This window comes from Bradyrhizobium sp. CCGUVB1N3 (assembly GCF_024199925.1).
Taxonomy (GTDB): domain Bacteria; phylum Pseudomonadota; class Alphaproteobacteria; order Rhizobiales; family Xanthobacteraceae; genus Bradyrhizobium.
On record NZ_JANADR010000001.1, the window covers coordinates 481,547 to 507,468 of the forward strand.

Sequence of the window (25,922 nt, forward strand, 5' to 3'; positions counted from 1 at the left end):
AAAGAGACGTCGGGGAAAACGCCCCAGCAAGGAGAGACCTGAAGATGAAGCGTCGTGATTTCTTGAAAGTGTCGGCAGCAGGCGCGGCGGCGACCGCGGTGGCCTCGCCGGCGATTGCGCAGTCCTCGCCCGAGGTGAAGTGGCGCCTGACGTCGAGCTTTCCGAAATCGCTCGATACCATCTATGGCGGCGCCGAGCAGCTGGCGAAGTACGTCGCCGAGATGACCGACAACAAGTTCCAGATCCAGGTGTTCGCGGCCGGCGAAGTCGTCCCGGGCCTGCAGGCGCTGGATGCGACCTCCAACGGCACGGTCGAGATGAGCCACACCGTGTCCTACTATTACGTCGGCAAGGACCCGACGTTCGCGATCTACGCCTCGGTGCCGTTCGGCCTCAACGCGCGCCAGCAGAACTCCTGGTGGTACCAGGGCGGCGGCGCCGAGCTCGGCAACGAGTTCTTCAAGAAGTCGAACGTGATCGGCTTCCCCTGCGGCAACACCGGCACGCAGATGGGCGGCTGGTTCCGCAAGGAGATCAAGACGGTCGCCGATCTCTCGGGCCTGAAATTCCGCATCGGCGGCATCGCCGGCCAGGTGCTCCAGAAGGTCGGCGTGGTGCCGCAGCAGCTCGCCGGCGGCGACATCTATCCGGCGCTGGAAAAGGGCACCATCGACGCGGCCGAGTGGGTCGGCCCGTATGACGACGAGAAGCTCGGCTTCGCCAAGGTCGCGAAGTACTATTACTATCCGGGCTTCTGGGAGGGCGGTCCGATGGTCCATGCCTTCGCTAACCTGGACAAGTGGAACGCGCTGCCGAAGAGCTATCAGGCGATCCTCACCAATGCGACGGCCAACGCCAATAGCTGGATGGCCGCGCGCTACGACATGCAAAACCCGGCTGCGTTGAAACGGCTGGTGGCCGGCGGCACCCAGCTCCGTCCCTTCACCAACGAAGTGCTGGAAGCCTGCCTCAAGGCAACCAACGAGTTGTGGGCCGAGATTTCGGCCAAGAACCCCGACTTCAAGAAGTCGATCGACGCCATGCAGGCCTACCGCTCGGATGAATATCTGTGGTGGCAGGTTGCCGAATACACCTACGACAGCTTCATGATCCGCTCGCGCACCCGCGGCTGATCAGGATAGGGGTCCCCCAGGCCCCAATCCTAGGTCTTAAGTCTTAGTCGGGAAGCCCGGCCTCGTTCGCGAGGCCGGGCTTTTGCGTATGGAAATCGGAACCGGGATGTTCCATGCTGCCCGCCAAGCCTCGCAAGAAGGCTCGCAATCGCAAACCATCAGGGCAGGAAACATGAAAAGAAGAGACTTCATCAAAGTCACCGGACTTGGCGCTGCAGGCGCCGCCACGCTCGCCGCTCCCGCCATCGCGCAATCGATGCCGGAGATCAAATGGCGCATGCCGACGAGCTGGCCGAAATCGCTCGATACGCTTTATGGCGGCGCCGAGATGATGTGCAAGATGGTCGCGGAGGCGACCGACAACAAATTCCAGATCCAGATCTTCGCGGCCGGCGAGATCGTGCCGGGCCTGCAGGTGCTCGACGCCGTGCAGAACGCGACATGCGAGATCGGTCACACCGCGTCCTACTATTACTTCGGCAAGGACCCGACCTTCACCTTCGGCTCGTCGGTGCCGTTCGGTCCCAACATGCGCATCAACCAGGCCTGGTACATGCTGGGCGGCGGACGCGAAGTGCTCAACGAGTTCTACAAGAGCTACAACGTGATCTCGCTGCTGGCGGGCAACACGGGTTGCCAGATGGGCGGCTGGTTCAGGAAAGAGGTCAACACGCCCGGCGATCTCGAGGGCATGAAATTCCGCATCGGCGGCTTTGCCGGCCGCGCGCTGCAGAAGCTCGGCGTGGTGCCGCAGCAGCTTGCCGGCGGCGACATCTATCCGGCGCTGGAGAAGGGCACCATCGACGCCGCCGAATGGGTCGGTCCCTACGATGACGAGAAGCTCGGCTTCTACAAGATCGCGCCGCACTACTACTATCCCGGCTGGTGGGAAGGCGGCCCGATGCTGCTCGCCTTCGTCAACCTCGACAAATGGAATGCGCTGCCGAAGTACTATCAGAGCGTTCTGGAGCAGGCCGGCCACTACGCCAACAACTACATGATGGCGCGCTACGACCAGGCCAATCCGATGGCACTGCGCAAGCTGCTTGCGAACGGCGCCAAGCTTCATGCCTTCCCGCCGCCGGTCATGGACGCCTGCTACAAGGCGGCGAAGGAGCTGCATGCCGAGGTCAGCGCGACCAACCCCAACTTCAAGAAGGTCTACGAGTCCCTGACCAAGTTCTCGAACGACGGCTACGCATGGTTCCAGGTCGCCGAGGTCGGCTACGACATCTTCATGGCGCGTCGCGCGCAGGGCTGATCGCACGGTCGCTCGCGGCGCGATGATCCGTCAAGCAGCCCGGTCTCGCAAACGCGAGGCCGGGCTTTCTTTATCGCGTATGGGTGAGATCAGGTTCGGTTGCGAACCGCGAAGGAGGTGCGCTCCCTCCTGCCGTTGCGGGCGCTCTCCAAAATGCGGAAAACAACCCCATGCAAAGTAGAAACCAGGGGCAGGATGCTCGCCTGCCGTCTGCGAAACCGTTTGACACGTCGGGCAAATCAGTGGTTAAAGGCCATTATCGAAAAATCCGAAATATGCAGGGCTGTGGCGCCGGCGGTCGTGCAAGAGCGTACATTCAAGAGCGGACATCAGCGCTGCCTACCGGCATGTCCGCAAAGGGCCAATTCCGGACGTAAGAGGGCTGTTGCTCGTCCTCAGAGGACGGCTGCTTTGTTCCCTTACGTCGTCGCTCTGGTGGTGCGCACGATCTCCTCGATCCTACCTTTCATAAGTATGTACCTTGCAATAAAAGGTACCTTGTAATATGTTCGTCCCGAATCTGGCCAACTCGCACGGCTGCGATGACCGAACAGAATCAGGTCCAGCTCAAGAAGGGCGCGCTCGAATTGTGCGTGCTGGCGCTGCTCGCGCGCGGCGAGAGCTATGCCTACGAGATTGCCAGCGCGTTGGCAGCCGGCGTCGGCATGGGCGAAGGCACGATCTACCCGCTGATGCGGCGGATGCAGGATGACGGGCTGGTCGATACCCGCCTTGCCGAATCGAACAGCGGCCCGCCCCGCAAATACTATCGACTCACAGCGGCCGGCCGCGCCGCCTTCGCAGCGCAGAAGCGCGAGTGGCAAACGTTCACCGATGCCGTCAACAAGTTGCTGGGAGAGCGCTGATGAACCGCGTCGCCTTCTTGACCATCCTCAATGACGGGCTCGCCGGGCTCCCGGCGCGGGAGATCGACGACATCATCGCCGACTACATGTCCTATTTCGACGAAGCCGAGGCCTCCGGGCGAAGCGAGGCCGAGGTGGCTGCGGCACTGGGCGATCCGCGGCGGCTGGCGCGCGAGCTGCGCGCCGAAACCGGACTGCGCCACTGGGAAAATCATCGCAGCCTGGGTAATTCGGCCGCCGCACTGCTGGCGCTTGGCGGATTGGCCACGGTCGACATTCTGTTCCTGCTACCGCTGCTGCTCGCCGTGACGCTGATCATGCTGGTGATCGGCCTCGTCGTCTTCGCGCTCGGCATCGTCGGCATCGGATTGCTGCTGAGTCTCGTGAAGATCGGGCACTTCGCCTCGATCGCCGCGATGGTGCTGCGCGCGGTGGCGGGCATCGGGTTGATCGCCGGCAGCGTCGGAGGCGGCGCGCTGCTGCTGCTGGGACTCAACGCCGCGGTGAAGATGCTCGGGAATTACGCCCGGCTGCACTACCGGCTGCTCAAGCCGGAACACGACCCGATTTAACCAGGATCAGAGGTGCGTCATGAACAGACGTCTTGCAGGAATTGCGCTGGTGTCGCTGAGCATTGCGGCCGCGTGCGGGATAGTCACGGTTTTGACTTCGGCAACGGACTGGATCAACGGCGACTACCGATCCTGGGCCAGCCCGTTGCGGACCTGCGGATCGGCGAAAAACACCGGCTCGGGCGAGCGCCGCACCGTCGATCTCGATTGGGCCGGGAGCGACGCGGTCAACATCAAGATTCCGGCGCAGGTGCATTATCAGCCTGGGCCCAAGCCACAGGCCAGCGTCAGCGGTAACGCCGATCTGGTCAGTCATGCGCGGCTGCGCGATGGCACGCTGCAATGGGACACGGTGGAGTGGGACAATCTGGTCGACTGTTTTCCGGCGAGCGATCTCGTCGTCCAACTCGCTGGCCCCGCCGTCACCGCATGGACGTTGAATGGTTCGGGTGACCTCGACCTCTCCCGCGTCAAGCAGGATCTGCTGCGCATCACCATACACGGCAGCGGCGTCGTCACGGCAAGCGGCGAGGTCCACGAGGTTGCACTCGATGCCGCTGGCTCCGGTCGGGTCGATCTCAGCCGGCTCGTCACACAGAAGACCACCGCGAATGTCCACGGCAGCTCGGATCTCAAGCTCGCCGACATCAAGCAGGACGTGCTTCGTATCGCGATGCATGGCAGCGGCGGCGTCACAGCCAGCGGAGCGGTCAATGAGCTGTCGCTCGAGTCCGCCGGCTCCGGCCGCGCCGACCTTGGCCGGCTGATCGCCGAACGGGCCAACGCACAAATACACGGCAGCGCCGACGTCGACCTCGCGCCGCGCCAGGATGCCGATATTTCCGTCTCCGGCAGTGGGGTGGTGAGACTGCATGGCGCCGTGGCGCGGCTTAATTCGCACGTGTCGGGTTCAGCGCAAATCAAGCAGGTGCCGTAAGCCCGTCGCAAATCAGCTCCGAAAAACAAGGAGGAGACGTTGATGCGCGCGTCCAACCACGCCGGCAGATTGCTTTCCGTCATCGCCTTCTGCCTCACGGCGACGCTAGTGCAGGCCGCTGGCCTGCGGTCGATCGACATTCCTGCCGACGCCGATGGTCCGGCGATTCACGGCATGATCTGGTATCCCTGCGCCGAAACGCCCGTAGAGATCCATGTCGATCCTTTCAACTTGCCGGGAGTGAAGGATTGCCCGCTCGCAGGAGACCATCTTCCGCTGATCGCCGATTCCCACGGACAAGGTGCCACGCTTCTCGTAAACCACGACACTGCCGAGACGCTCGCCGACAATGGCTTCATTGTTGCAGCCATTAGTCACCGAAACCCATCATCGTGAATTGACGCAATGTGCGGTTCAACGCGATGATAGAATAGGTCAGGAGCGTTTCCTGCGGTAAACGCGCTCAGTACCCATCGTCGGCAGACATGTCGAAATCTCTGTATGCTTAGCGGTTTATAGCCGAGGGCGGCGCGTCGATGAAACGATGGATCCCGAGGATTACCAAGGCCAGCTTGCTTGCAGTGACCGTCCTGGCGGTTTTGGCAGGCTCAGGACTTGGATTTCGCGCTTATCGCCAGAACGTCAGCGCACGTGTCCTCGCGATTCAATCTCCAAACGGCATCCAGGAGGGAATGTACGTCAAAATCGGCGGCATCGATCAATGGATTCAGATACGCGGCGAAGATCGCGGCAATCCGGTTATCCTCTTTGTTCACGGTGGTCCGGGTGCTTCGACCATTCCGATCTCGTCGAGCTGGCAGCCGTGGGAAAAATATTTCACGGTCGTTCAATGGGACCAGCGTGGCGCTGGACGTACCCTTCGCATGACCGGCGAATCGATTGCGGCGACCATGACTTTGGCGCAAATGACGGAGGACGGCGTCGAAGTGGCGGAGTATCTTCGAGCGCATCTTCACAAGGACAGGATTGTCTTGATCGGGCACTCATGGGGCTCGTTTCTCGGCATTCATATTGTCAAACAACGCCCGGACCTGTTTTATGCGTATGTTGGCACTGGGCAAGTCGTCGGCAAGCAAACCTTCGAAAAGCAGTTCGAGCTCACCGTTACTCATCTGAAGGCACTGGCGCAGGCCGCAAACAATAGGGTGGCGTTGACGGAGCTGGCATCTATTTCCCCATCCCCAGGTTGGGATCCAGCCAAGCATGACATCATGCAAAAGTGGGAAAAACTGCTACCCCTTCCTTCGATCGAGGCATTCCAGCTCGTCAGCCCCATCCCGCCGCCTTTCATGCCGGATTTTTCGCTGCTCGATTGGTACTATTGGCGAAGAGGCGTTGCGTTTTCAGCGACGCAGCTGCGCGGGAGGAACGGGCCAATGCTTCAGAGCGACCTGTGGTCTCTAGGCACCGATTTTTCGATTCCGCTGTTCTTTTTCGAAGGCACAGAAGATTTCAATACGCCGATTGAGCCTGTCTACGCATACTTTCAACAAATGAAGGCGCCACAAAAGGAGTTCGTGCGGTTCGAGGGCGCTGACCATTTTATTCCATTGGATCGCCCCGATGAGTTTCTAACGCAATTGATAAAGCACATTCGGCCGCTAGTTGGACTGTCGGATGGGTAGAGCGAGACGCTTTACTCCACCTACGAGCTTACATTCCAGCCAGCTCCGTCAGCTTTGTGCCGGCCAGTCGGAAGAACTGTTTCTTCGGAAGCGCGCGCCCTCCGAGCATCTCGTAGAATTGTTGAAGTCGTAGATCATCTGCATCGACGGTCCAATCGATGCGATCGTGGCCCTCTTGCCGAGCCATTGCGGCCAGTCGCGCCATAAGCCGTTTCCCTAATCCAGCCTTGCGTCGATCTTGACGAACGTAGAGCTCTTTCAGGAAAAATCCTGATGTCAATCCAGGCCCAGGATAGATGGCGCTAAAGCATGCAAAACCAGCGATCCCATCGTTCTCACAAGCAAGTAGAATTCGCGATCCCACGGGCCTCGACTTCAGCCCGTCAATGATCGAGCCCCGGGTGGGACAGTGGACGCGATAATGAGCTTGCATCTCGATCAGCGCATCGGCCACGTCATCGAAATCGGTTTCCGCAATCTCCCTGAAAACCGTCAGAGCAGTTTGGCCCATGGTCCGTCGATCCCTGTGGTTGCCGAGTGTCCAGCCCGTCTCCGAGCAGCGATGATCCTCCTCTTGCACTCGGTTCTGTTCCTCGTCGAGGTGATTGGAGGTATGCCGCAGAATAAAGGTCAGACTGCAGGATGGGTAGAGCGAAGAAAAACCATCGCGTGATCGGAAAGCGCCGGCGTCGACACCCGGCGCCCCGCATCATGGCGCGGCGGGGCCGGCAACCGCGGCGGCGGGCGTCGCTTCGCGGGGCGCGCGGCGGCCATTCAGCACCACGCCGATGATGGTGAAGCGCACCAGCAGGTGATAGCTCGCCAGCATCACAAGAATCGCAACGCCGAGAATGGTCGCAAACTTGATCGGCCAGGGCCAGTCGAGCTGCGACACCGCGACCTGCAGCGCCATCACGATCGGCATGTGGATCAGATAGAGCCAGTAGGACGCATCGGCGAGGTAGCGGCGCGTCGGACTGAAGGTGGACATGAAGCGGAGCGCGAGGCCGATGGCCGCGAACGTCGAAATCCATATCGCCGGGGCATACAGGATGGCGGCGACGAGCCTGAGCGTGTCGGAGCCAACCGGCAGTTTTGGCGCACCCGGCGCGGACGTCATCACGCCGGCAAGCACGAAACAGATCAGGATCAGGCCGAGCGCCAGCATGAGGTGCGACAGCCAGCGCTGCTCGAGAAACCGCAGCAGATCGCGCTGCCGATGCAACAGCCAGCCGATGCCGAATGCGATGCCGAAACCGATCCAAGCCTGCAGGTTGGTGACGAGCGATTGATCCGGCGTCCTGATCCCCATTACGCTGATCCATGTTTGGTCGAGGCTGAAGGCGATGCCGATCGGGATCGCCAGAACCAGGGGTGCCAGCGGATTTCGCATGATCCGTGCGAAGAGACGGTCAAGGATCGTTCGCAGAGCGCCGGACGCATCGAGCCAAACGAGGGCGCTGCGCAGCAGAAGCATGGCGACATAGAACTCCAGCAACACATAGAGAAACCAGAGATGGGCGAGGGGGAAATTCGGCAGCACCGGCGGCCAGCCGCGTCCGCCGGAGACCGGACCGCCGTTCGGAAACCCCGAGGCCCAGATCACGATCAGAGCCATGGGCGTAAATACGATCGGCCAGCCGATCACGAGCGGCAGCCCGATCCTCTGCAACCTGTCCCTGACGAAGCCCGAGATCCCCCGGCGATGAAAACTCATGCGGGCGAAGAAGCCCGCCATCAGGAAGAAGGTCGTCATCCGGAAGACGTGGATGGCGAAGAACAGCAGGCCCAGGGTCATGCTTTGATGGGTGTCCTGGATGAACCAGAACCTGGTCGGGGCAGGGACGAATGACAATGTCGCGTGCAGGACAATGCCGAGCAGCAGGGCGAATCCCCTGACCGCATCGAGGGCGTGCAACCGTTCCGATGAGGGGATGGCGGTGGTCAAACGGGACATGGAGGGGCTCGTGCTCGCTGGAGTGGGCCTTCTGCCTGACAATCTGCCCGATCTTGTCAGGGCTTTCTTGCCCGATCCGGAAATCGGCTAGCCGATTTCTCGACGCCGCCGGCCGATTTTGAGATCGCGGTCGCCGACCGGCGCCATTTGCGGCCGGATTGGCGCCTCGCGTCGGAATTAGCTCGGGTCATGCCGGTTTCGGCCTTGAAGGCGCGATTGCATTCAGGGCTGATCAGTTCCTCAAATGCCTTCGGAAGAAGGCCAGTATGGCGGCGTTGAAGTCCGTATGAAAGGCGACCCGGTCGAACCCGGGTCGGTCGGTACATATGCTGGGCAGTCTCTTCGCCAGATCCGGCGCGCAGGGCGCAAGGAATGCAAAATGACCGGCGCCCAGTACCAGATGGTAGTCGGGTTTGATCGGCAGGTCGCGACCGATCGCTGAAACATAGTCCGGCGTGACTTCGCCGCCGGTCCTGTCTTCTCCGCTCAGCTCCGATGCCCAAAGTTGAAGCGGGATTTTCACGCTCCTTAGGCCTTCTGGGTCGAACAATGGACCGAAAGCCGGATCGGCAATGACAAGGGCCCTTATGCGCGGGTCATGCGCGAATGCTTGTGTCGGTATCTCGTTTCCGCGCAATGGCCGCAGCCGCGGCAATTCGGGGCCGCCGGTCGAAAACCACCCGAAGGTCGACGAGAAGGCGTATAATGCAGCTCTCGACAGGATTCCCGTGCCTACCGAGAAGTATGATCCGTGGGGCGGCGCACGCGCCGCCGATCCGGCCAGGCCGCCGAAAAAATCGAACTAGAGCATGATCCGGAAAAGTGCAAAGCGGTTTTCCCTCGCGACAAACGCGGAACGCGTTTGCGCGGAGATCATGCTCAAACAATAACCTAAAGCGCGATGACGATTCATCCCAATCTCATCGCGCTTGAGGAGCGTCCCACGGTTCGTTCACGGAAATTGCGAGGGAAACGTCATGACCGAGCACATCATCGTCACTGACGACGGCGCCACCCGCATGATCACGATGCGCCGGCCAGAGAAGAAGAACACGCTCACGCAGGACATGTATCTGGCGATGAGCGATGCAATAAACGCCGCGCAATCCAATCCCGCGATCCGCTGCCTGATCCTGACCGGTCGCTCGGGTGTCTTCACCGCCGGCAACGACATCGGCGACTTCCTGAAGGCTGCGACCGAAGCCGACGACGGTGCGCGGCCGCGCAATTCCGTGACTTTCCTTCAGGCGCTGGTCAACAACACAAAGCCCATCATCGCCGCGGTCGACGGCATCGCGATCGGCATCGGCATGACGATGGTCGTGCACTGCGACTACGTGATCGCGAGCACGACGACGACCTTCTCCTCGCCCTATATCCAGTACGGCCTCGTGCCCGATGGCGCCACTAGCCTGCTCGTGCCGCACATGGTCGGGCATCAGCGCGCGTTTTCGATGCTGGTCATGGGTCGCGAGATGAGCGCGGAGGACGCGAGGGAGGCCGGCCTCGTCAACCAGATCGTGGCGCCCGGGCACGCTGTGGTCGAGGCCCAGAAGGTGGCGCGTGAAATCTGTGCGCTGCCGGTCGATGCGGTCGCGATTGCGCGGAAGCTCCTGAAACCCTCGACCGACGAGATCGAGCGGCGGATCGGACAGGAGAACCACTATTTCGCAGAACGCATGCGCTCGCCCGAGGCGCTCGCAGCATTCAAGAAATTCTTTGCGCGCAAGACCGGGTGAGGCCCAAGGGCCTTCATTTTGAGCGGTAGCTGATGTTGCTCATTCCCTCGGCATCTGCCGATTAATCTTGCGCGCAGCGCGGATTGGGATCTGCATCACAGCAGGCGGTGAGGGTGCGCGGCCGGCAGGATTTCGGCCCGGGCGACGGTGCATCGACCACCGTCGCCGCATGAATGGCTGCGATGGCCGCGACGATGCTTGTCTAGCCGAAGCTTACACCAACCTTACAAAAAGCGCGATCGGCGAACCTCGCAGCTGGGCTCGCTCGCGCTTTTTTTGCTGGCCGAAACCAACCGAATGTTGGAAGAGATCGTACGAGCGGCGGTAGCCGTAAGGTCATGAGTATCGGAACATCCGGCGGGACTACGATGCGCCTCCTGATCGTCGAGGACAATGTCGAGCTGTCGCGGCTCGTGGCGAACGGCCTGACCGCGGCGGGCTATCAGAGCGATATCGTCAGTAGCGCGGCCGAGGCGCGCGAGGCTGTTCGCAACGTCAGCTATGCCGCGATGATCCTCGATCTCGGCCTGCCCGATGGCGACGGTCTTGCGGTGCTGCGCGAGCTGCGCCGCCACATGGACCCGCTGCCGGTGCTGGTGCTGACCGCGCGCGGTGGCTTGCAGGATCGCGTCAACGGCCTGCGCAGCGGCGCCGACGATTATCTCGCAAAGCCGTTCGCGCTCGAGGAGCTGGTGGCGCGGCTGGAGGCGATCCTGCGCCGCCCCGGCCAGTTGCTCGGCCGCTCGCTGCGCCTTGCCAATCTCGTCTATGACACCGAGAGCCGGCAGATCTTCGTCGACGACCAGCCGCGGATCATCTCCTCGCGCGAGACCTCGGTGCTGGAGATCCTGCTGCGGCGGCAGGGGCGGGTGGTGCCGAAGAAGAACGTGGAGGACCACATCTTCGGGCTCGAGGGTGAGGTCGCCTCCAATGCGGTCGAGGTCTACGTCTCGCGGCTGCGCAAGCAGCTCGCCGAGCACGGCGCGAGGGTCGTGATCCACACCATCCGCGGTGTCGGCTATCTGATGGCCGAGGAGAAATAGCGTGGTGCGCCTGAGGTCACTGACGTTCAAATCGCTGATCTGGCGCATCGTCTTCCTGCACATCGTCGCGATCGCCGTGGTGGCGATCTTCCTGCCGCCGGTCTTGTTCTGGCTGCTGAGCTCGGAGATCGGGCAGTTGCATCGTGCGGCCATGCGGGCGCAGGCCGAGGTGCTCGCCGAGCGCATCGCCGTGCAGCCGGACGGCAGGATCACGTTCAACCTGCCTGACAGCCTCCGGGGCCTCTATTCGGAGGCCTATGGCCGCTACCAATATGACATCAGCGATGCCGACGGCCGCGTGCTGTTCTCCTCGCACAAGAAGACCGGCGCGCCGGCCTCGGAGACCATTTCCGGCGCGGGCGTCACGCGCACCGTCGACGACAAGACCATGCGCATTCAGGTCGCCGAGGATCTCGCCCATCGCGACGTCATCATCGACGACATCGTCGCCAACTTCTTCCGGCGAGTCGGGTGGATCACGATTCCGATCCTCCTGGTCCTGCTTGCCACCGACATCATCATCTTCCGCCGCGCCATCGCGCCGTTGCTGAAGGCCTCGGAGGAGGCGACCAACATCGGCCCCGCGCGCACCGATATCCGCCTTCCGACGGAGCAGATCCCGCGCGAGATCCTACCGCTGGTCACTGCCGTCAACCAGGCGCTCGACCGGCTCGAGGACGGTTTTCGCGTGCAGCGGCAGTTCACCGCGGACGCTGCACATCAGCTGCGCACGCCGCTCGCGATCCTGCGCACGCGGATCGAGACGTTGGGCGATGGCGCGGCCAAGGAGGCGCTGCTTGCCGACATCGAGGGCATGAGCAGGATCGTCGCCCAGCTGCTGGAGATCGCCGAGCTAGATACGCTGGTGCTCGATCCCGGCGAGACCGCCGATTTGCGTGCCGTCTGCGCCGAGGTGATCGGCTCGATCGCGCCGCTCGCGCTCGCCCAGCACAAGGACATCGCGCTGAAGGGCACCGATGCGCCGGTCCTGATCCACGGCAATTCCGAGATGCTGCAACGGGCGATCTTCAATCTCGCGGAGAACGCCATCAAGTTCACCGCGAAGAATACCGCCGTCGACGTCGAGGTCGGCGGCGACGGCGTGGTACGGGTGCGCGATTGCGGCCCCGGCATCGCGGAGGCCGAGCGCGAGCTGATCTTCCAGCGCTTCTGGCGCGCGGACCGCCAGCGCAGCGACGGTGCGGGCCTTGGGCTGTCGATCGTGCGCGGCGTCGCGGAAGATCACGCGGCGAGCATCGCCGTCGAAAATCTCCCCGGCGGCGGTGCGCAGTTCACGCTGTGCTTCAAGCTGGCGGAAGGTCACAGCACGCATCCGCAGCGAGCCGATCGCGCATAGGCCAAAATCCGGGGGTCGGCTCCAGAATGTGACTCGCAAAAGCGGTCTATGATTTGGGTCACTTGTTCACCGCAGTCTCGATGCCAGTGTCCCAGCCCGTGCAGAGCGCTCTCCTGGCACGCAATCGAGTCGAGGCGAAGGGTGCGCTCCATGACGTTCAGCGCGCAATCGTGGAGAGTTGGCAGGTCTGGGTCGCCGGCAAGCGCCAAGCTCGGAAACACATCCCACCACATATAGCAAACACAGTTCAGCGTTCCGGCATCGGCTTCGCTGAGGTGAGACAGACTAGGAGCGCAGCGAGGCTCAAACAGTTTCTCAAACAGAATGGCGACAGAGTTTATGCAGCGGACACGATCTTTGATCGGCACATCGGTCGAGCAAAGCCATCGGTTATCGCCGCTTGCGCTCGTATTTACGAGGTAGGTCAGCCCTTGCGCAATTTGGCTGTCGGCAAATCCCTGTAATGCAGATTCGGGGTCTTCAAACAATCGAGTGAGATAGGACACGGCTTCCACCGGCAGCGGGTCCCACCAATCAGTATCCGGGTCGAAGTACCAAGGTGCTTGCTGAAAGCGAACTTCGCGACCGAATGAGTGCTCCAACCATGCATCAAAAGAGAGGTTTTGCAGGCGCATCACAAAGACCGCGACTGATACAACAATGGCACGGGCCGACCACAAGCGCGATCATGATGAGGCCCATCGTCATGATCGACCGCTGGTCCATGCGCTCCGTCTCGGTCCGGCCGCCTACTTCTGCGGCGGGCCGAGGTCGAGCGGGGGCAGTTCGATCTGCGGCACCTCGATCTTCACCTTGTCGAGATCGACATTGACCGGCTTGTCGAGCAGGCCCGTCACCACGGAGGGGAAGACGATCACGAGCAGCACCATGATCATCTGCAATCCGATCCAGGGCACCGCGCCCCAGTAGATGTCGGAGCTCTTCACCGAGCGCGGCGCGACGCCACGCAGGTAGAACAGCGCGAAGCCGAACGGCGGATGCAGGAACGAGGTCTGCATGTTCACGCACAGCATGACGCCGAACCAGATCAGCGCGGCGTCGGGGCCGACCACCGGCGCCAGCATCTTCTGTGCGATCGGCGCGATCATCGGCAGGATGATGAAGGCGATCTCGAAGAAGTCGAGGAAGAACGCGACGAAGAAGATGAAGAGGTTGATGAAGATCAGGAAGCCCCAGACGCCGCCGGGCAGGGAGGTGAGCAGGTGCTCGAGCCAGACGCCGCCGTTGCAGCCCAGGAACACGATCGAGAAGCAGGTCGAGCCGATCAGGATGAAGGTAACCATGCAGGTGATGCGCATGGTCGTCTCGTAGCCCTGCTTGATCAGGTCGCGCAGGTCGGGAATGCGCGCCGCCTCGATGCAGATCCAGGCAACCGCGAGGTAGGTGATCGCATAGGCGAGCTTGAAGACGATGTTCTCGCTGAACAGCATCGCGACGATCGTGCCAATGCCGGCCGTGATGACGCCGATGATCAGGATCTTGCGTCCCGTGGAGGAGAAGTCCTTGTGGTGGATCGCGGCGAGGACGATGGCGCCGACCGCGCCCATCGCGCCCGCTTCCGTCGGGGTCGCAAGGCCCAGCATCATGGTGCCGAGCACGACGAAGATCAGGACCGCGGAGGGGATGATGCCGAGCAGGCACTTCTTCCACAGCGCCCATCCGGTCAGCGTGCGCGCCTCTTTCGGCACCGCCGGAACGTGGCTCGGCTTGAAGATACCGAGCATGAAGGTGTAGCCGGCGAACAGGATGATCTGGAAGATCGAGGGGCCCCAGGCGCCGAGATACATGTCACCGACCGACTTGCCGAGCTGGTCGGCGAGCACGATCAGCACCAGCGAGGGTGGCACGAGCTGCGTGATGGTGCCGGAGGCGGCCAGCACGCCGGTGATGTAGCGGATATTGTAGCCGTAGCGGATCATCACCGGCATCGAGATCAGCGCCATGGCGATGACCTGCGCCGCCACCGTGCCGGTGATGGCGCCGAGGATGAAGCCGACGATGATGACGGAGTAGCCGAGACCGCCGCGGATCGGGCCGAACAGCTGGCCCATGGAATCCAGCATGTCCTCGGCCAGCCCGCATCGCTCCAGCACCGCACCCATGAAGGTGAAGAAGGGAATCGCGAGCAGCAGCTCGTTGGCGAGCACGCTGCCGAACACGCGGCCCGGAATCGCCTGAAGGAAGTTCAGGTCGAAGAAGCCGAGATGGATCGCGAGAAAGCCGAAGGAGAGTCCGAGCGCCGCCAGCGTGAACGCGACCGGGTAGCCGATCAGCATCGCCACCACCAGGCCGCCGAACATCATCGGCGGCATCATCTCCAGCGTAATGGTCATTGTGTCGGTCTCTCGTACTTGGCGTCGATCGTCACATAGCCCTGGAGAGCCGCGATACGCTTGATGACTTCGGACACACCCTGCAGCGCCAGCATCACGAAGCCTGCGGGGATCACGAACTTGATCGGCCAGCGAACCAGGCCGCCGGCGTTGCCGGACATCTCGCCGACGTCATAGGCCTGCATGAAGAACGGCCAGGAGAGCTTTGCGAGCAGGAGGCAGGAGGGGATCAGGAAGAAAAGCGTGCCGATGAGGTCGAGCCAGAGCTGGCCGCGCTCGGACAGCATCAGATAGAAGATCTCGACGCGGACATGCTCGTTGCGCTTGAAGGTATAGGACGCGCCGAACATCACGAGCACGGCGAACATGTACCATTGCAGCTCCAGCCAGCCGTTCGACGAGTAGCTGAAGGCGTAGCGGATCATGGCATTGGCGGCGCTGACGAGGCACGCCAGCAGCACCAACAGGTTACAGAAGTTGCCGATCTTTTCATTGAGGAGATCGATGGCGTTGCTCACCGCCAACAATGGACGCATCTTACTTTTCTCCGCCGCGGCCTTGACTTCACGGAGGCATCAACACGCATCGCTCGGCCCGCGTGCAAATTGCACGTGACCGCACGGCCATCGTCCGGAGCGATTGCGGCGTCAGTCCTCCTCATGCCTTGCCGTCTTGACCGCGACCGCGAAAAGGGGCGGGCCAGCTTATCTCTGCCGGGCAAGCAAAGGCGGATGCACCATTTCAGCGGGTTGCCGCGCCGTCAATCGGAAAATGGACAAATTGACGTGCCGTCAGCGGGTTAGTAGGCGGTGGCACGAATCTACCACGTCGGCCCGACGGCAGTCGCCGGAATTCGTCTCTGACGTAACTCTTGTGCAGGAGGGCATACCCGGTCAGGCGGGGCTGAAGGCTTTCATCTTGCTGATCAGATATCTGAGCAATTGGCTGGCTGCGTTTGGCAGTTCGCGGCCTGATCGTGTGATGACGTGGGCCTCGGCCGCCGCGAGCAGAGGGTTATCTACGGGGATCGCGACCAGCGAACCGTCTGCGATGTCGGCCGCCACCGAGAAGGCCGGAAGCAGCGTGACGCCAAGGTCCGAGCGTACGAAATGCCTCAGAATGTTGATCGAGGTTGTGGTGAGCTTGGGTGAGAGGCCGACCTTCTCCGACATCTCGGCCATGGCGAGGAGCTGGCGCGTCCCATAGCCGGGATACATGGTGCCGAGCGAATATCCGGCGACGTCGCGGAGCTTCACCGGCCGGCCGAGTCCCGCAAGTGGATGGTCAGGACGCGCGATCAGGCAAATCGGCTGCCGGATTGCTGCGTTATCGCGGATCCTCGGATCCTGGGGAGGATGATAGAGGAGGCCGATGTGGCAGCGGTCGTCGGCAATCGCGCGAATGACGTCGCTCGTACCGGCGAGTTCGAGGGATATCGTCAGCGCGGGGTACCGACGCCAGAATTCACCAAGCGAGGCTCCCATCAGGTCCGCGACGAAGCCCTCGCCCAACACGAGGTCGATGTGTCCGCGCTGAAGCCCCTGGATTTCCCGCAGTTTGGTCAGGGTGTCGTCCCGGTCGGCGGCGTGGCGGCGATAGTGCTCGACCAGCAGTTGGCCGGCCTCGGTCGGACGAACCCCGCGGCTGTGCCGATCGAGGAGCGTTGCGTCGAGATCCTGCTCCAGCTGGGCGATCTGGCGGCTCACGACGGATGGATTGACACCCAGGGCGTCGGCCGCGGTGCGTACGGAGCCGTAACGCGCGGATTCGAACAGGTATCGAAGCCGATTGTCGTCGATGGGATCGCTCATGCCCAAGTGTTGCTCATGAGGCAACAATAGGCAACCGCACTGCTGATGCCGCGGCGCGGAGGTAACGCCTATGGTTTCCCCACACTATCCGCGAGGGGGAACTATGGCGGCCATCGGCGTCATTGGATTGGGGAACATGGGGCGCGGCATGGCGCTCTCGCTGAAGCGCGCCGGGCACGAGGTGCTGGCGACGGACGCCTCGGAACCGGTCCGTGCAGCGCTCGCTTCGGACGGCATTGCCGTCTTCGACGGCATCGCACCTCTCTGCGCTCGTGCGGATCTGCTCGTCCTGTCGCTACCGACCGCCGAGACCGTGGAGGCCGTCGTGGCCGGCGAGGGCGGCATCATTACGCATGCGAGGCCCGGCCTGCGTGTGGTCGACACCTCGACATCCCACCCTGAGACCACGCGTCGGCTCGCCACCGCTCTCGCGGCGCGCGGCATGGCGATGATCGACGCTCCCGTGAGCGGCGGCCCGAAAGGCGCGATCAGCGCGACCATGACCATGGTGATCGGTGGTGCCGATGAGGACGTCGCCGCGGTCGAACCGATCCTGGCGGACATGAGCGCGAAACGGGTCCATGTCGGATCGGTCGGCGCCGGGCACGTCTGCAAGATCATCAACAATCTGCTCTGCGCTGCACATCTGCTCACGGCCGCTGAAGCCATGCGCATCGCGCGCGAAGCCAAGGTCGATCCGGTCCGCCTGTTCGACGGCATCAACGCCGGCTCCGGCCGGTCCGGTGTCACGCAAGTCAATTTGCCGACCTGGATTCTGAACGGTGCCTTCGATTCCGGTTTCACCATGAAGCTGATGCGCAAGGACGTGCGCCTCGCCAGCCAGCTCATTGGCGAGCTCGGTATCGACCTGCCCATCGCAGAAGAGGCCGCGCGGATCTGGGCCGCCAGCGCAACCTCAATAAGCGATCCGGAAGACTTCAACAGGATCGTCGAGCTGCAGCTCGGCAGGATGTGAGTGACACCATGACGCCTTTCATCGAAAGACGGCTGCGCGACGCGCTCGCGCCGTTTTGGCCCGACTGCATGGCGATCGGCTCTCATGTCGCCGGTCGTGCCGTTCTCGGGGCGGGCGAGATCATCAAGATCGACGATCCTGCAACCGGTGAGCCGCTCTATGCCTATCGCGATGCCGGCGATGCGGTGGTCGCTGAAGCGGCTGCGGCCGCCGTCACCGCGCAGGCCGTCTGGGCGCGGCAGACCGGTGCCGCTCGTGGCAGGATCATGCAGGCTATCGCGCGCGCAATTCAGGGCAGGGCGGAGGAGCTGGCGCGGCTCGAATCCCTGTCGGCCGGCAAGCCGATCCGCGACACGCGCGTTGAGGTCGCCAAGGTCGCCGAGATGTTCGAGTACTACGCCGGTTGGGCCGACAAATTCCACGGTGAGGTGATCCCGGTCCCGTCGAGCCATCTCAACTATACCCGCCGCGAGCCGATGGGGATCGTCCTCCAGATTACGCCCTGGAACGCGCCGATCTTCACCTGCGGCTGGCAGCTTGCGCCCGCCATTGCGATGGGCAATGGCGTGCTCCTGAAGCCGTCGGAGTTGACGCCGCTCACCTCCATGGCGGTCGTGCTGCTTGCGGAAGAAGCCGGATTGCCGGTCGGACTCGTCAACGTGCTCGCCGGATACGGCCATACGACGGGCCAGGCGGCTCTCGGCCATCCGGCCGTCAGGAAGGCCGTATTCGTCGGCTCGGTACCGACGGGCAAGCTGATCGCGCAGGCCGCGGCCAGGCGCGTGCTGCCTTGCGTTCTCGAACTCGGCGGCAAATCCGCGAACATCGTGTTTGCTGACGCCGACCTCGAGCGCGCGGCGATCGGAGCACAGGCCGCCATCTTCTCCGGCGCCGGACAGAGCTGCGTCGCCGGCTCGCGGCTTCTGGTCGAACGCTCCGTCTACGACCGCTTCGTCAGGATGGTCGCCGACGGCGCTGCGAAGCTGAAGGTCGGCTCGCCGGATGGTGCGGATACCGAGGTCGGGCCGATCAACAATGCGCGGCAGTACGCCCACGTGCTCGCGATGGTGAAACGCGGTCTCGAGGAGGGCGCGACGCTTGCAACCGGAACCGACGGGAGTGCCGGACAAGGCGGCTTCTTCGTCCGACCGACCGTGCTGCGCGACGTCCGCAACGACATGGGCGTTGCCCGTGCCGAGATCTTCGGCCCGGTCGTCGCAGCGATCCCCTTCGATTCCGAAGAAGACGCGATCGCGATTGCCAATGACAGCGACTTCGGCCTCGCCGGCGCGGTATGGACCCGCGATGTCGCTCGTGCGCACCGGGTCGCGGCGCAGATCAAGGCGGGGACATTCTGGATCAACTCCTACAAGACGATCAACGTTGCGTCGCCCTTTGGCGGCTTCGGCATGAGCGGTTACGGCCGCTCGAGCGGGGTCGAGGCGCTCCATGAATACACGCAGGTGAAGAGCGTCTGGGTCGAGACCGCTGCCGAACCGGCGGTGGCCTTCGGCTACGCGCCGGGAATCCGGGAATGACGTCTCGAGGGTCAACGTCATCGTGAAAGGGGGCTTTGCATGAGCAACGTGACATCCGCATCTCCGACCGGCGTCGACGTCGGTTGGGCAGGCTTGCCGAGGGTTTTCGTCGGCGTTGGCGTAACCGTGCTGTTCGCCGAGTTGATCGGTGCGGTCACGGTCCCGCTTGGCGGCAGCTATAAGGTCGTGCTGTTGCCCTTGCTGTGGGCCTTGCTCATAGGAGCGGCGTGGGGGCTCGCAAGCCCGCGGCTGCCCGCGGTGATCCGCTTCGACGCCCGGACCCAGGCCGTCGCCGGGGCGGCGCTCCAGCCCGCGCTGCTCCTGTTCGTCGCGAAGCTGGGCCTGCTCGTCGGCGGCTCCCTGCCCAAGATCCTGGCCGCAGGCTGGGCGCTCGTATTCCAGGAGTTCGGGCACTTCTTCGGCACGATGGTATTTGGCTTGCCGCTCGCGCTGCTACTCGGCATCAAGCGGGAGGCCATCGGCGCGACCTTTTCGGTCGGCCGTGAGCCGAGCCTTGCCATAATCGGTGAAAAGTATGGGATGAACAGCCCCGAGGGGCGCGGCGTGCTCGCCGAGTATATGACGGGCACGATTTTCGGCACGGTCTTTATCGCGATCTTCGCCGGTGTCGTCACCGGCCTTGGGATATTCGATCCGCTTGCTCTCGCGATGGGAGCAGGCGTCGGCTCCGGCAGCCTGATGGCGGCTGCGTCCGGTGCGATCGCGGCTCAACAAACGCCCGAGGTCGCCAAGGACGTCGCCGCCTTCGCCGCCGCGAGCAACCTGATCACGACCACTGTCGGCACCTATTTCACGCTGTTCCTGTCGCTGCCCTTCACGGTTTGGGCCTACGGTGTACTCGAGCCGATCCTCGGTCGCCGCCAGACAACCTCTGAGCCGCTGCCTCCGCCGGAGGCTTCGGTTCCAGCGAGCTCGCATCAGCCCGCGACGACCTTTTCTGCAGTCGAATTCCTGTCGATCTGGTTGGTGAGCGCCTTGGTGGCCCTGGTCGGCAACTACATCGCCTACAAGACGGTGCCGGACGTTTCGGTTTTGGCAGGCGCCGCAATGATCGTCGCAGCCGTCGTGGCCGGCCACCTGGTCTATGTCTTGACGAAGCGCGTTGTGCCGGCCGTGGTTTGGGTGTCCCTGGTGGCGATGGCACTGACTTATCCAACCACGCCGTTCGCCGCCGATGTCGCCGCGATCACCGGCAAGATCAACTTCCTTGCCCTCGCAACGCCGCTGCTCGCATTTGCGGGCCTGTCCATCGCAAAGGATTTGCCCGCGTTCCGGTCGCTCGGCTGGCGGATCGTCGTCGTCTCGCTGATGGCGAACGCCGGCACTTTCCTGGGCGCGACGATCATCGCCCAGTTCTTCATGCACAAGCCGGTCTGATCGTTATCACCGGCCTAGCCGCCGGTGACGCTCATGTGCCTGGAGACGCTCGGCCGGTTGTGCCGGCGGTCGATGATGAAATCGTGCCCCTTGGGCTTGAGGCCGATCGCATGGTCGATCGCAGCCGCAAGCAGCGCATCCTCAGTCGATTCCCGCAGCGGCTTACGCAAATCCGAGGCATCCTCGTGGCCGAGGCAGGTGTGCAGCGTGCCCGTGCAGGTGATGCGCACCCGGTTGCAGGCTTCGCAGAAGTTGTGGGTCATCGGCGTGATGAAGCCGAGCTTGCCGCCGGTTTCCGTGACGCTGACATAGCGCGCCGGACCGCCCGTGGTCTCGCTCAAGTCCGTCAGCGTGAACTGCTGGGCGAGCCGCGCGCGCACCAGCGACAGCGGCAGATACTGGTCGATGCGGCCCGAGCCTATCTCGCCCATCGGCATCACCTCGATCAGCGTCAGGCCCATGCCTTTGCCGTGCGCCCACTGCATCAGCGAGGGGAGCTCGTCCTCGTTGAGATTCTTCAGTGCCACCGCGTTGATCTTCACCGCGAGCCCAGCCGCGCGTGCCGCCTCGATGCCCTCCAAAACCTTGTCGATCTCGCCCCAGCGGGTGATCTCGCGAAACTTCTGCGGATCAAGCGTGTCGAGCGAGACGTTGATGCGGCGGACGCCGCAATCGGCGAGTTCCGCCGCGTGCTTGGCCAGTTGCGTTCCGTTGGTGGTCAGCGTCAATTCGCGCAAGCTCCCGCTCGCGAGGTGACGCGACAGCGAGCGCACCAGCGACATCACGTTGCGGCGGACCAGGGGTTCGCCGCCAGTCAGCCGCAGTTTTCTCACGCCCTTGGCGATGAAGGCCGAGCAGAGCCGGTCGAGTTCCTCCAGCGTCAAGAGGTCCGCCTTGGGCAGAAAGGTCATGTCCTCCGACATGCAGTAGAAGCAGCGCAGGTCGCAGCGATCGGTGACGGAGACGCGCAAATAGGTGATGGTCCGGCCGAACGGGTCGGTCATCGGGCTGGCCAGCGGGGACAGGGGACTCACAGCGGGTCCGTTCATTCAACAAGCCTTGTCACGATCGTCATCACCGCGCTTTGCGCGGTGACAAATACATTGGATGCAATCTAAGCATCCCCGCCGTTGTCGACAATCGTGCGCTGCACCGTATTAGCGCGCAGGTGCGGCGGCTGTGGGCGGCGGCGCGGCGGGAGGCGGGGCCGAGTTCGGGTCGGGGAACGGAGAGCCTGTCGCGGCGGGCGCCGCTGCCTTTGGCGCCTTCGGCTTCTTCGGTCGGTGCGGTTTCTTCACCGGTTTCGGCGGCGCGGCCGGTTGCAGCTCGACGAAGACCGGATTTGGGTCGGTCGTCACCGAGGCGGGTGTGGAGAAATCGCCGGGGGTCTTGACGACGTTCACCGGCATTGAGGCCGGCAGGTAGTTGTTCAGCGTGAAGCTGACGGTGAAGGGAGCATCCGGGGCGGGAACCGACACCGAGCAGGGGGTCTTGCAGCCCGGGCCGAGCGAGGTTGCAGCATCCGCGCCGGGCGGGTTCGATTCGAGCCGGACCTGAACGGCAGGGGGCGTCGACTTGAACATGTCCCAAGAGACCGAGGAGCACCCGGCCAGGCTCGCACCCGCAAACGCAATCGCGATCACAAGACGCATGACATCCACACTACTGCGACGATCCGCCACAATCCCCGAGCGGACCTTAGGAGCGTCGGTTTGCCCACGCAACGGGCCGGGCGCGCATAGTTAATAGATGGTTAATGCAGCGGGTTTTGTAACGATATCAGGCGCTTGCCTCGGCGTTTGGGCGACCCATCAGGCTCGTCGCCGCAGCCGGCAGGTCGCGCATGTGATGGATCAGGCGGTCCGGCTTGAGTTCCTCGATCGGCACATCGGTGTAGCCGAAGCTGACGCCGATCACTGGAACCCCGGCGCGCCGGGCCACCCCAACGTCGGTTCCGGCGTCCCCGACCATGATGCTGGCGGCGAGCTGTCCGCCGGCGCGGGCCACGGTCTCGCGCAGGATGGTCGGGTCGGGCTTCTGCACCCCAAAGGTATCGGCGCCGCAGATGGCGGCAAAGCGCTGGCTCAGGCCCAGCGCGTCGAGCAGCCGCCTGGAGAGCCATTCGAGCTTGTTGGTGCACACCGCGAGCCGGTGTCCACGCTCCGCGAGGTGGTCGAGCGCTGCCTCCAGCCCCTCGAAAGGGCGCGATTCGTCGGCGATATGGTCGGCGTAATAGGCGATGAAATCCGCCGTCAGCCGGTTGATGTCCTCGACGCCGACGATCCGGCCTTCGGCCTCCAGGCCCCGCTCGATCAGCTTGCGGGCACCGGCGCCGATCATGTTGCGGGCCGTTTGCAACGGCACGGGCGGCAGGCCCTCGCGGTCGAGCACATGGTTCAGCGCGCTGATCAGGTCGGGCGCCGTATCCACAAGCGTGCCGTCGAGATCGAAGACGATGGTATGAGCGGTCATGATCATGCGCTACCGGCAAGACGGAGCTTCTGCAAGCGGAGCGGCCATAAGATCAGCTTATAACCTCGTTCCGCAGGCCTGTTCTCCGGGCCAAAACGGGGCTAGATAGGCCGCCGAAAACGACCTATTTCCGGCGGTCTCTCCAAACGAGACCCCCAAGACAGAGATAAAGGGCAGGCCCGAACGTGGACATGGACCAGTTGAAGCGACAGGCGGCTGCACGCGCCCTCGAGGAGGTGCGCGACGGCATGCAGCTCGGTCTCGGCACCGGGTCGACGGCCAAGCACTTCGTCGAGCTGCTCGGCGAGCGTGTGCGCGCCGGCCTCAAGGTGATCGGCGTGCCGACCTCGGAGGCCACGCGTGCCGACGCGGTCCGTTGCGGCGTGCCGCTGACCACGCTGGACGAGATCGAGCATCTCGACATCACCGTCGACGGTGCTGACGAAGTCGATCCCGAGCTCAACCTGATCAAGGGCGGCGGCGGCGCGCTGCTCCGCGAGAAGATCGTCGCAGCTGCTTCCGATCGCATGATCGTGATTGCGGACGACAGCAAATGGGTTGCAACGCTCGGCCGTTTCCCGCTGCCGGTGGAGGTTATTCCGTTCGGCCTTGGCGCGACACGACGGGCGATCGAGAAGGCATTTGCGCTAACCGGCGTTTCCGGGCAAATGGCGCTCCGCAAGGCCAAGGACGGCCACGTTTTCGTCACCGATGGTGGCCACTGGATCCTCGATGCCCATCTCGGACGGATCGAGGACCCGGCACGGCTCGCGGTCGCGTTGAGCGCGATCCCCGGTGTGGTGGAGCATGGACTGTTCATCGGCTTGGCCGGCTCTGCCGTTCTGGCGGGCGGCGAGGGAATCCGCGTGATTGAACGGCGAAAGCCGAAAGGAGACTAGGAATGAAGAGCGTTTTGAAGATGCTGCCCGTGGCCAGCCTCGCCCTGGGAGTCGCCTTGGGACTGGCTTTTGGCGCCGTCCCGGCGGCGGCACAGCAGGCGGCAGCGCCCAAGGCCTCGCCCGCGGCGATCGCGGCCGCCAAGGAAATCCTGACCATGAAGAACGCCAACGCGCTGTATGCCAACGCCGTCCCCGGCATGGTGGAGAAGGTCAAGGGCGCGCTGATCGGGCAGAACCTTAACTACCAGAAGGACCTCAACGAGCTGGCACCGGTGGTGGTGCAGCAGCTCGCCGGCCGCGAGAAGGAGATCGGCGACGGCATGGCGCAGGCCTACGCCGCACAGTTCACCGAGCAGGAGCTCAAGGATCTCGTGACGTTCTACAAGTCTCCTCTGGGGCAGAAGCTGATTACCGCCGAGCCGCGTGCGATCGAACAGGGCATGGCCTTCACGAATACGTGGGCGCAGAACTTCTCCGAGATCGTCGCGAGCGCGTTCCGCGCCGAGATGAAGAAGCGCGGCAAGGACATGTGACGAGGACGAGAGACAAAGAGGTCGGAGTGGACAATGGCTGAATTCGACGTCGACCTCTTTGTCATCGGCGGTGGTTCGGGCGGCGTGCGCGCCGCGCGCATCGCGGCCGGTCACGGCGCGCGCGTGATGGTCGCGGAAGAGTACCGCATGGGCGGTACCTGCGTGATCCGCGGCTGCGTGCCGAAAAAGCTGTTCGTGATCGGATCGCATGTCCGCCACGAGATCGAGGACGCCGCGGGCTTCGGCTGGACCATTCCTCCTGCGAGCTTCGACTGGCCGACGCTGATCGCCAACAAGGACAAGGAGATCGCGCGGCTCGAGGTGGCCTACACCACGAACGTCGAGAAGTCGGGCGCGCGCATCGTCAAGAGCCGCGCGGTGATCGAGGATGCTCACACCATCCGCCTGCTCGAGAACGACAAGACGATCACCGCAAAATACATTTTGATCGCCACTGGCGGCGCGCCCAACCATGGCGCGGCGATCCCCGGCATCGAGCACGTCATCTCCTCCAACGAGGCGTTTCATCTCAAGACATTGCCGAAGCGGATCGTGATCCAGGGCGGCGGCTATATCGCGCTGGAATTCGCCGGGATTTTTGCCGGCTTCGGCTCCGACGTCACCGTGATCTATCGCGGCGACAACATCTTGCGGGGCTTTGACGACGACGTCCGCGCCCATGTCCGCAGCGAGATGGAAAAGCAGGGGATCACCATCCTGACCGGCTGCACGGTGAGCAAGGTCGATCGTCACGGTGATGAGTTCACCAGCCATCTGTCGAGCGGCTCGAGCGTTGCCTCCGACCAAGTGATGTTTGCGATCGGCCGCCATCCCGCCGTCGCCAATATGGGCCTCGAGAAGGCCGGCGTTGCCATCAATCCGAAGAACGGCGGCATCGCGGTCGACGGCTTCTCGAAGAGCTCGGTCGACAGCATCTATGCCATCGGCGACGTCACCCATCGCCACAATCTGACGCCGGTCGCGATCCGCGAGGGCCACGCCTTCGCTGACACCGTGTTCGGCAAGCGCGAGGTGCGGGTCGACCATTCCAGCATCCCGACCGCCGTGTTCTCGCAGCCGGAGGTCGGCACCGTCGGCCTCACCGAGACCGAAGCGCGCGCGCAATTCAGCCTCGTCGACATCTACAAGGCAACGTTCCGCCCGATCAAGGCGACGATGTCCGGCCGCGACACTCGCGTGCTGATGAAGATCATCGTCGATGGCACCTCCGACCGCGTGCTCGGCTGCCACATCGTCGGCGATGCCGCCGCCGAGATCATCCAGGCGGTCGCGATCGCCGTGAAGATGAAGGCGACCAAGGCCGACTTCGACGCCACCATGGCGCTGCATCCGACGGCCGCCGAAGAGCTCGTCACCATGCGCACCCCGACAGCGCGCCACGTGCGGCAGGCGGCGGAGTAGGGCGCGCC

Annotated in this window: 27 protein-coding genes; 17 read left to right on the forward strand and 10 right to left on the reverse strand. The window is 63.3% G+C overall.

Annotated features, from left to right (window positions below; genetic code table 11):
- The first annotated feature begins 44 nt into the window (after positions 1–44).
- The 7 genes from NLM33_RS02135 to NLM33_RS02165 all read left to right on the forward strand — a co-directional run bounded on the left by NLM33_RS02135 (position 45) and on the right by NLM33_RS02165 (position 6,415).
- Positions 45–1,133, forward strand: coding sequence for a TRAP transporter substrate-binding protein (locus NLM33_RS02135; protein ID WP_254094243.1), 1,089 nt, complete (start codon positions 45–47; stop codon positions 1,131–1,133).
- Positions 1,134–1,305: 172 nt separating this feature from the next.
- The gene (locus NLM33_RS02140) at positions 1,306–2,394 is read left to right on the forward strand and encodes a TRAP transporter substrate-binding protein (protein ID WP_254094244.1); all 1,089 of its coding nucleotides are present in this window, start codon (positions 1,306–1,308) and stop codon (positions 2,392–2,394) included.
- 542 nt (positions 2,395–2,936) lie between these two features.
- Positions 2,937–3,260, forward strand: a complete 324-nt coding sequence (locus tag NLM33_RS02145; RefSeq protein WP_254094245.1) for a PadR family transcriptional regulator — start codon at positions 2,937–2,939, stop codon at positions 3,258–3,260.
- Positions 3,260–3,832: a DUF1700 domain-containing protein gene (locus tag NLM33_RS02150; protein ID WP_254094246.1), complete on the forward strand. Its 573-nt coding sequence runs from the start codon at positions 3,260–3,262 to the stop codon at positions 3,830–3,832. Before NLM33_RS02145 ends, NLM33_RS02150 begins: the two co-directional genes overlap by 1 nt.
- Before the next feature lie 19 nt (positions 3,833–3,851).
- Positions 3,852–4,769: a GIN domain-containing protein gene (locus NLM33_RS02155; RefSeq protein WP_254094247.1), complete on the forward strand. Its 918-nt coding sequence runs from the start codon at positions 3,852–3,854 to the stop codon at positions 4,767–4,769.
- A 42-nt stretch (positions 4,770–4,811) separates the two neighbouring features.
- Complete coding sequence (locus NLM33_RS02160) at positions 4,812–5,165, forward strand: hypothetical protein (RefSeq protein WP_254094248.1); 354 nt, start codon at positions 4,812–4,814, stop codon at positions 5,163–5,165.
- Positions 5,166–5,305: 140 nt separating this feature from the next.
- Positions 5,306–6,415, forward strand: coding sequence for an alpha/beta fold hydrolase (locus NLM33_RS02165; RefSeq protein WP_254094250.1), 1,110 nt, complete (start codon positions 5,306–5,308; stop codon positions 6,413–6,415).
- A 28-nt stretch (positions 6,416–6,443) separates the two neighbouring features.
- Here NLM33_RS02165 and NLM33_RS02170 read toward each other — a convergent pair whose 3' ends face one another.
- The 3 genes from NLM33_RS02170 to NLM33_RS02180 form a co-directional block, all read right to left on the reverse strand.
- Positions 6,444–6,926 carry a GNAT family N-acetyltransferase gene (locus NLM33_RS02170; RefSeq protein ID WP_254094252.1) on the reverse strand — a complete coding sequence of 161 codons (483 nt, stop codon included), beginning with the start codon at positions 6,924–6,926 and terminating at the stop codon, positions 6,444–6,446.
- Positions 6,927–7,124: 198 nt separating this feature from the next.
- A complete protein-coding gene (locus NLM33_RS02175) occupies positions 7,125–8,372 on the reverse strand; it encodes an acyltransferase family protein (RefSeq protein WP_254094254.1) in 1,248 nt (415 codons plus the stop codon).
- A 232-nt stretch (positions 8,373–8,604) separates the two neighbouring features.
- Positions 8,605–8,895 (reverse strand): hypothetical protein, encoded by a 291-nt coding sequence (locus tag NLM33_RS02180; RefSeq protein WP_254094256.1) that lies wholly within the window; start codon positions 8,893–8,895, stop codon positions 8,605–8,607.
- Between the two features lie 49 nt (positions 8,896–8,944).
- Between NLM33_RS02180 and NLM33_RS02185 the strand changes: the two genes are divergently transcribed.
- The 4 genes from NLM33_RS02185 to NLM33_RS02200 all read left to right on the forward strand — a co-directional run bounded on the left by NLM33_RS02185 (position 8,945) and on the right by NLM33_RS02200 (position 12,511).
- On the forward strand, positions 8,945–9,178 hold the full coding sequence (locus NLM33_RS02185; protein ID WP_254094258.1) for a hypothetical protein: 234 nt from the start codon (positions 8,945–8,947) through the stop codon (positions 9,176–9,178).
- Positions 9,179–9,349: 171 nt separating this feature from the next.
- Positions 9,350–10,111 carry an enoyl-CoA hydratase-related protein gene (locus NLM33_RS02190; RefSeq protein ID WP_254094260.1) on the forward strand — a complete coding sequence of 254 codons (762 nt, stop codon included), beginning with the start codon at positions 9,350–9,352 and terminating at the stop codon, positions 10,109–10,111.
- A gap of 368 nt (positions 10,112–10,479) precedes the next feature.
- Complete coding sequence (locus NLM33_RS02195; RefSeq protein ID WP_254094262.1) at positions 10,480–11,154, forward strand: response regulator transcription factor; 675 nt, start codon at positions 10,480–10,482, stop codon at positions 11,152–11,154.
- A 1-nt stretch (position 11,155) separates the two neighbouring features.
- Positions 11,156–12,511: a HAMP domain-containing sensor histidine kinase gene (locus NLM33_RS02200; RefSeq protein WP_254094264.1), complete on the forward strand. Its 1,356-nt coding sequence runs from the start codon at positions 11,156–11,158 to the stop codon at positions 12,509–12,511.
- Here the strand turns inward: NLM33_RS02200 and NLM33_RS02205 are convergent.
- The 4 genes from NLM33_RS02205 to NLM33_RS02220 all read right to left on the reverse strand — a co-directional run bounded on the left by NLM33_RS02205 (position 12,475) and on the right by NLM33_RS02220 (position 16,676).
- Positions 12,475–13,191, reverse strand: coding sequence for a hypothetical protein (locus NLM33_RS02205; protein WP_254094265.1), 717 nt, complete (start codon positions 13,189–13,191; stop codon positions 12,475–12,477). The genes NLM33_RS02200 and NLM33_RS02205 overlap by 37 nt on opposite strands.
- A gap of 69 nt (positions 13,192–13,260) precedes the next feature.
- Positions 13,261–14,865 (reverse strand): TRAP transporter large permease subunit, encoded by a 1,605-nt coding sequence (locus NLM33_RS02210; RefSeq protein WP_254094266.1) that lies wholly within the window; start codon positions 14,863–14,865, stop codon positions 13,261–13,263.
- Positions 14,862–15,401 (reverse strand): TRAP transporter small permease subunit, encoded by a 540-nt coding sequence (locus NLM33_RS02215; protein WP_254094268.1) that lies wholly within the window; start codon positions 15,399–15,401, stop codon positions 14,862–14,864. Before NLM33_RS02215 ends, NLM33_RS02210 begins: the two co-directional genes overlap by 4 nt.
- Positions 15,402–15,758: 357 nt before the next feature.
- Entirely contained in the window at positions 15,759–16,676 is a 918-nt protein-coding gene (locus NLM33_RS02220) for a LysR family transcriptional regulator (RefSeq protein ID WP_254094270.1), read from the reverse strand.
- Between the two features lie 103 nt (positions 16,677–16,779).
- Between NLM33_RS02220 and NLM33_RS02225 the strand changes: the two genes are divergently transcribed.
- Genes NLM33_RS02225 through NLM33_RS02235 form a run of 3 tightly spaced genes read left to right on the forward strand, consistent with a single transcriptional unit; the run spans position 16,780 to position 20,588 of the window.
- Positions 16,780–17,652 carry an NAD(P)-dependent oxidoreductase gene (locus NLM33_RS02225; protein WP_254094272.1) on the forward strand — a complete coding sequence of 291 codons (873 nt, stop codon included), beginning with the start codon at positions 16,780–16,782 and terminating at the stop codon, positions 17,650–17,652.
- Between the two features lie 8 nt (positions 17,653–17,660).
- Positions 17,661–19,190 carry an aldehyde dehydrogenase family protein gene (locus NLM33_RS02230; protein WP_254094274.1) on the forward strand — a complete coding sequence of 510 codons (1,530 nt, stop codon included), beginning with the start codon at positions 17,661–17,663 and terminating at the stop codon, positions 19,188–19,190.
- 39 nt (positions 19,191–19,229) lie between these two features.
- Positions 19,230–20,588 carry a DUF3100 domain-containing protein gene (locus tag NLM33_RS02235; RefSeq protein WP_254094276.1) on the forward strand — a complete coding sequence of 453 codons (1,359 nt, stop codon included), beginning with the start codon at positions 19,230–19,232 and terminating at the stop codon, positions 20,586–20,588.
- A gap of 14 nt (positions 20,589–20,602) precedes the next feature.
- Here the strand turns inward: NLM33_RS02235 and moaA are convergent, their stop codons facing one another.
- The 3 genes from moaA to gph all read right to left on the reverse strand — a co-directional run bounded on the left by moaA (position 20,603) and on the right by gph (position 23,066).
- Positions 20,603–21,637, reverse strand: a complete 1,035-nt coding sequence (gene moaA / locus NLM33_RS02240) for a GTP 3',8-cyclase MoaA (RefSeq protein ID WP_254094277.1) — start codon at positions 21,635–21,637, stop codon at positions 20,603–20,605.
- Positions 21,638–21,745: 108 nt separating this feature from the next.
- Positions 21,746–22,240 carry a hypothetical protein gene (locus NLM33_RS02245; RefSeq protein WP_254094278.1) on the reverse strand — a complete coding sequence of 165 codons (495 nt, stop codon included), beginning with the start codon at positions 22,238–22,240 and terminating at the stop codon, positions 21,746–21,748.
- Positions 22,241–22,367: 127 nt separating this feature from the next.
- The gene (gph, locus tag NLM33_RS02250; RefSeq protein WP_371929892.1) at positions 22,368–23,066 is read right to left on the reverse strand and encodes a phosphoglycolate phosphatase; all 699 of its coding nucleotides are present in this window, start codon (positions 23,064–23,066) and stop codon (positions 22,368–22,370) included.
- Positions 23,067–23,245: 179 nt separating this feature from the next.
- Here gph and rpiA point away from each other — a divergent pair, with 179 nt between their 5' ends.
- Genes rpiA through gor form a run of 3 tightly spaced genes read left to right on the forward strand, consistent with a single transcriptional unit; the run spans position 23,246 to position 25,914 of the window.
- Positions 23,246–23,959: a ribose-5-phosphate isomerase RpiA gene (gene rpiA / locus NLM33_RS02255; RefSeq protein WP_254094279.1), complete on the forward strand. Its 714-nt coding sequence runs from the start codon at positions 23,246–23,248 to the stop codon at positions 23,957–23,959.
- 2 nt (positions 23,960–23,961) lie between these two features.
- The gene (locus tag NLM33_RS02260) at positions 23,962–24,492 is read left to right on the forward strand and encodes a DUF2059 domain-containing protein (RefSeq protein WP_254094280.1); all 531 of its coding nucleotides are present in this window, start codon (positions 23,962–23,964) and stop codon (positions 24,490–24,492) included.
- Between the two features lie 33 nt (positions 24,493–24,525).
- Entirely contained in the window at positions 24,526–25,914 is a 1,389-nt protein-coding gene (gene gor, locus NLM33_RS02265) for a glutathione-disulfide reductase (RefSeq protein ID WP_254094282.1), read from the forward strand.
- The last annotated feature ends 8 nt before the right edge of the window (positions 25,915–25,922 follow it).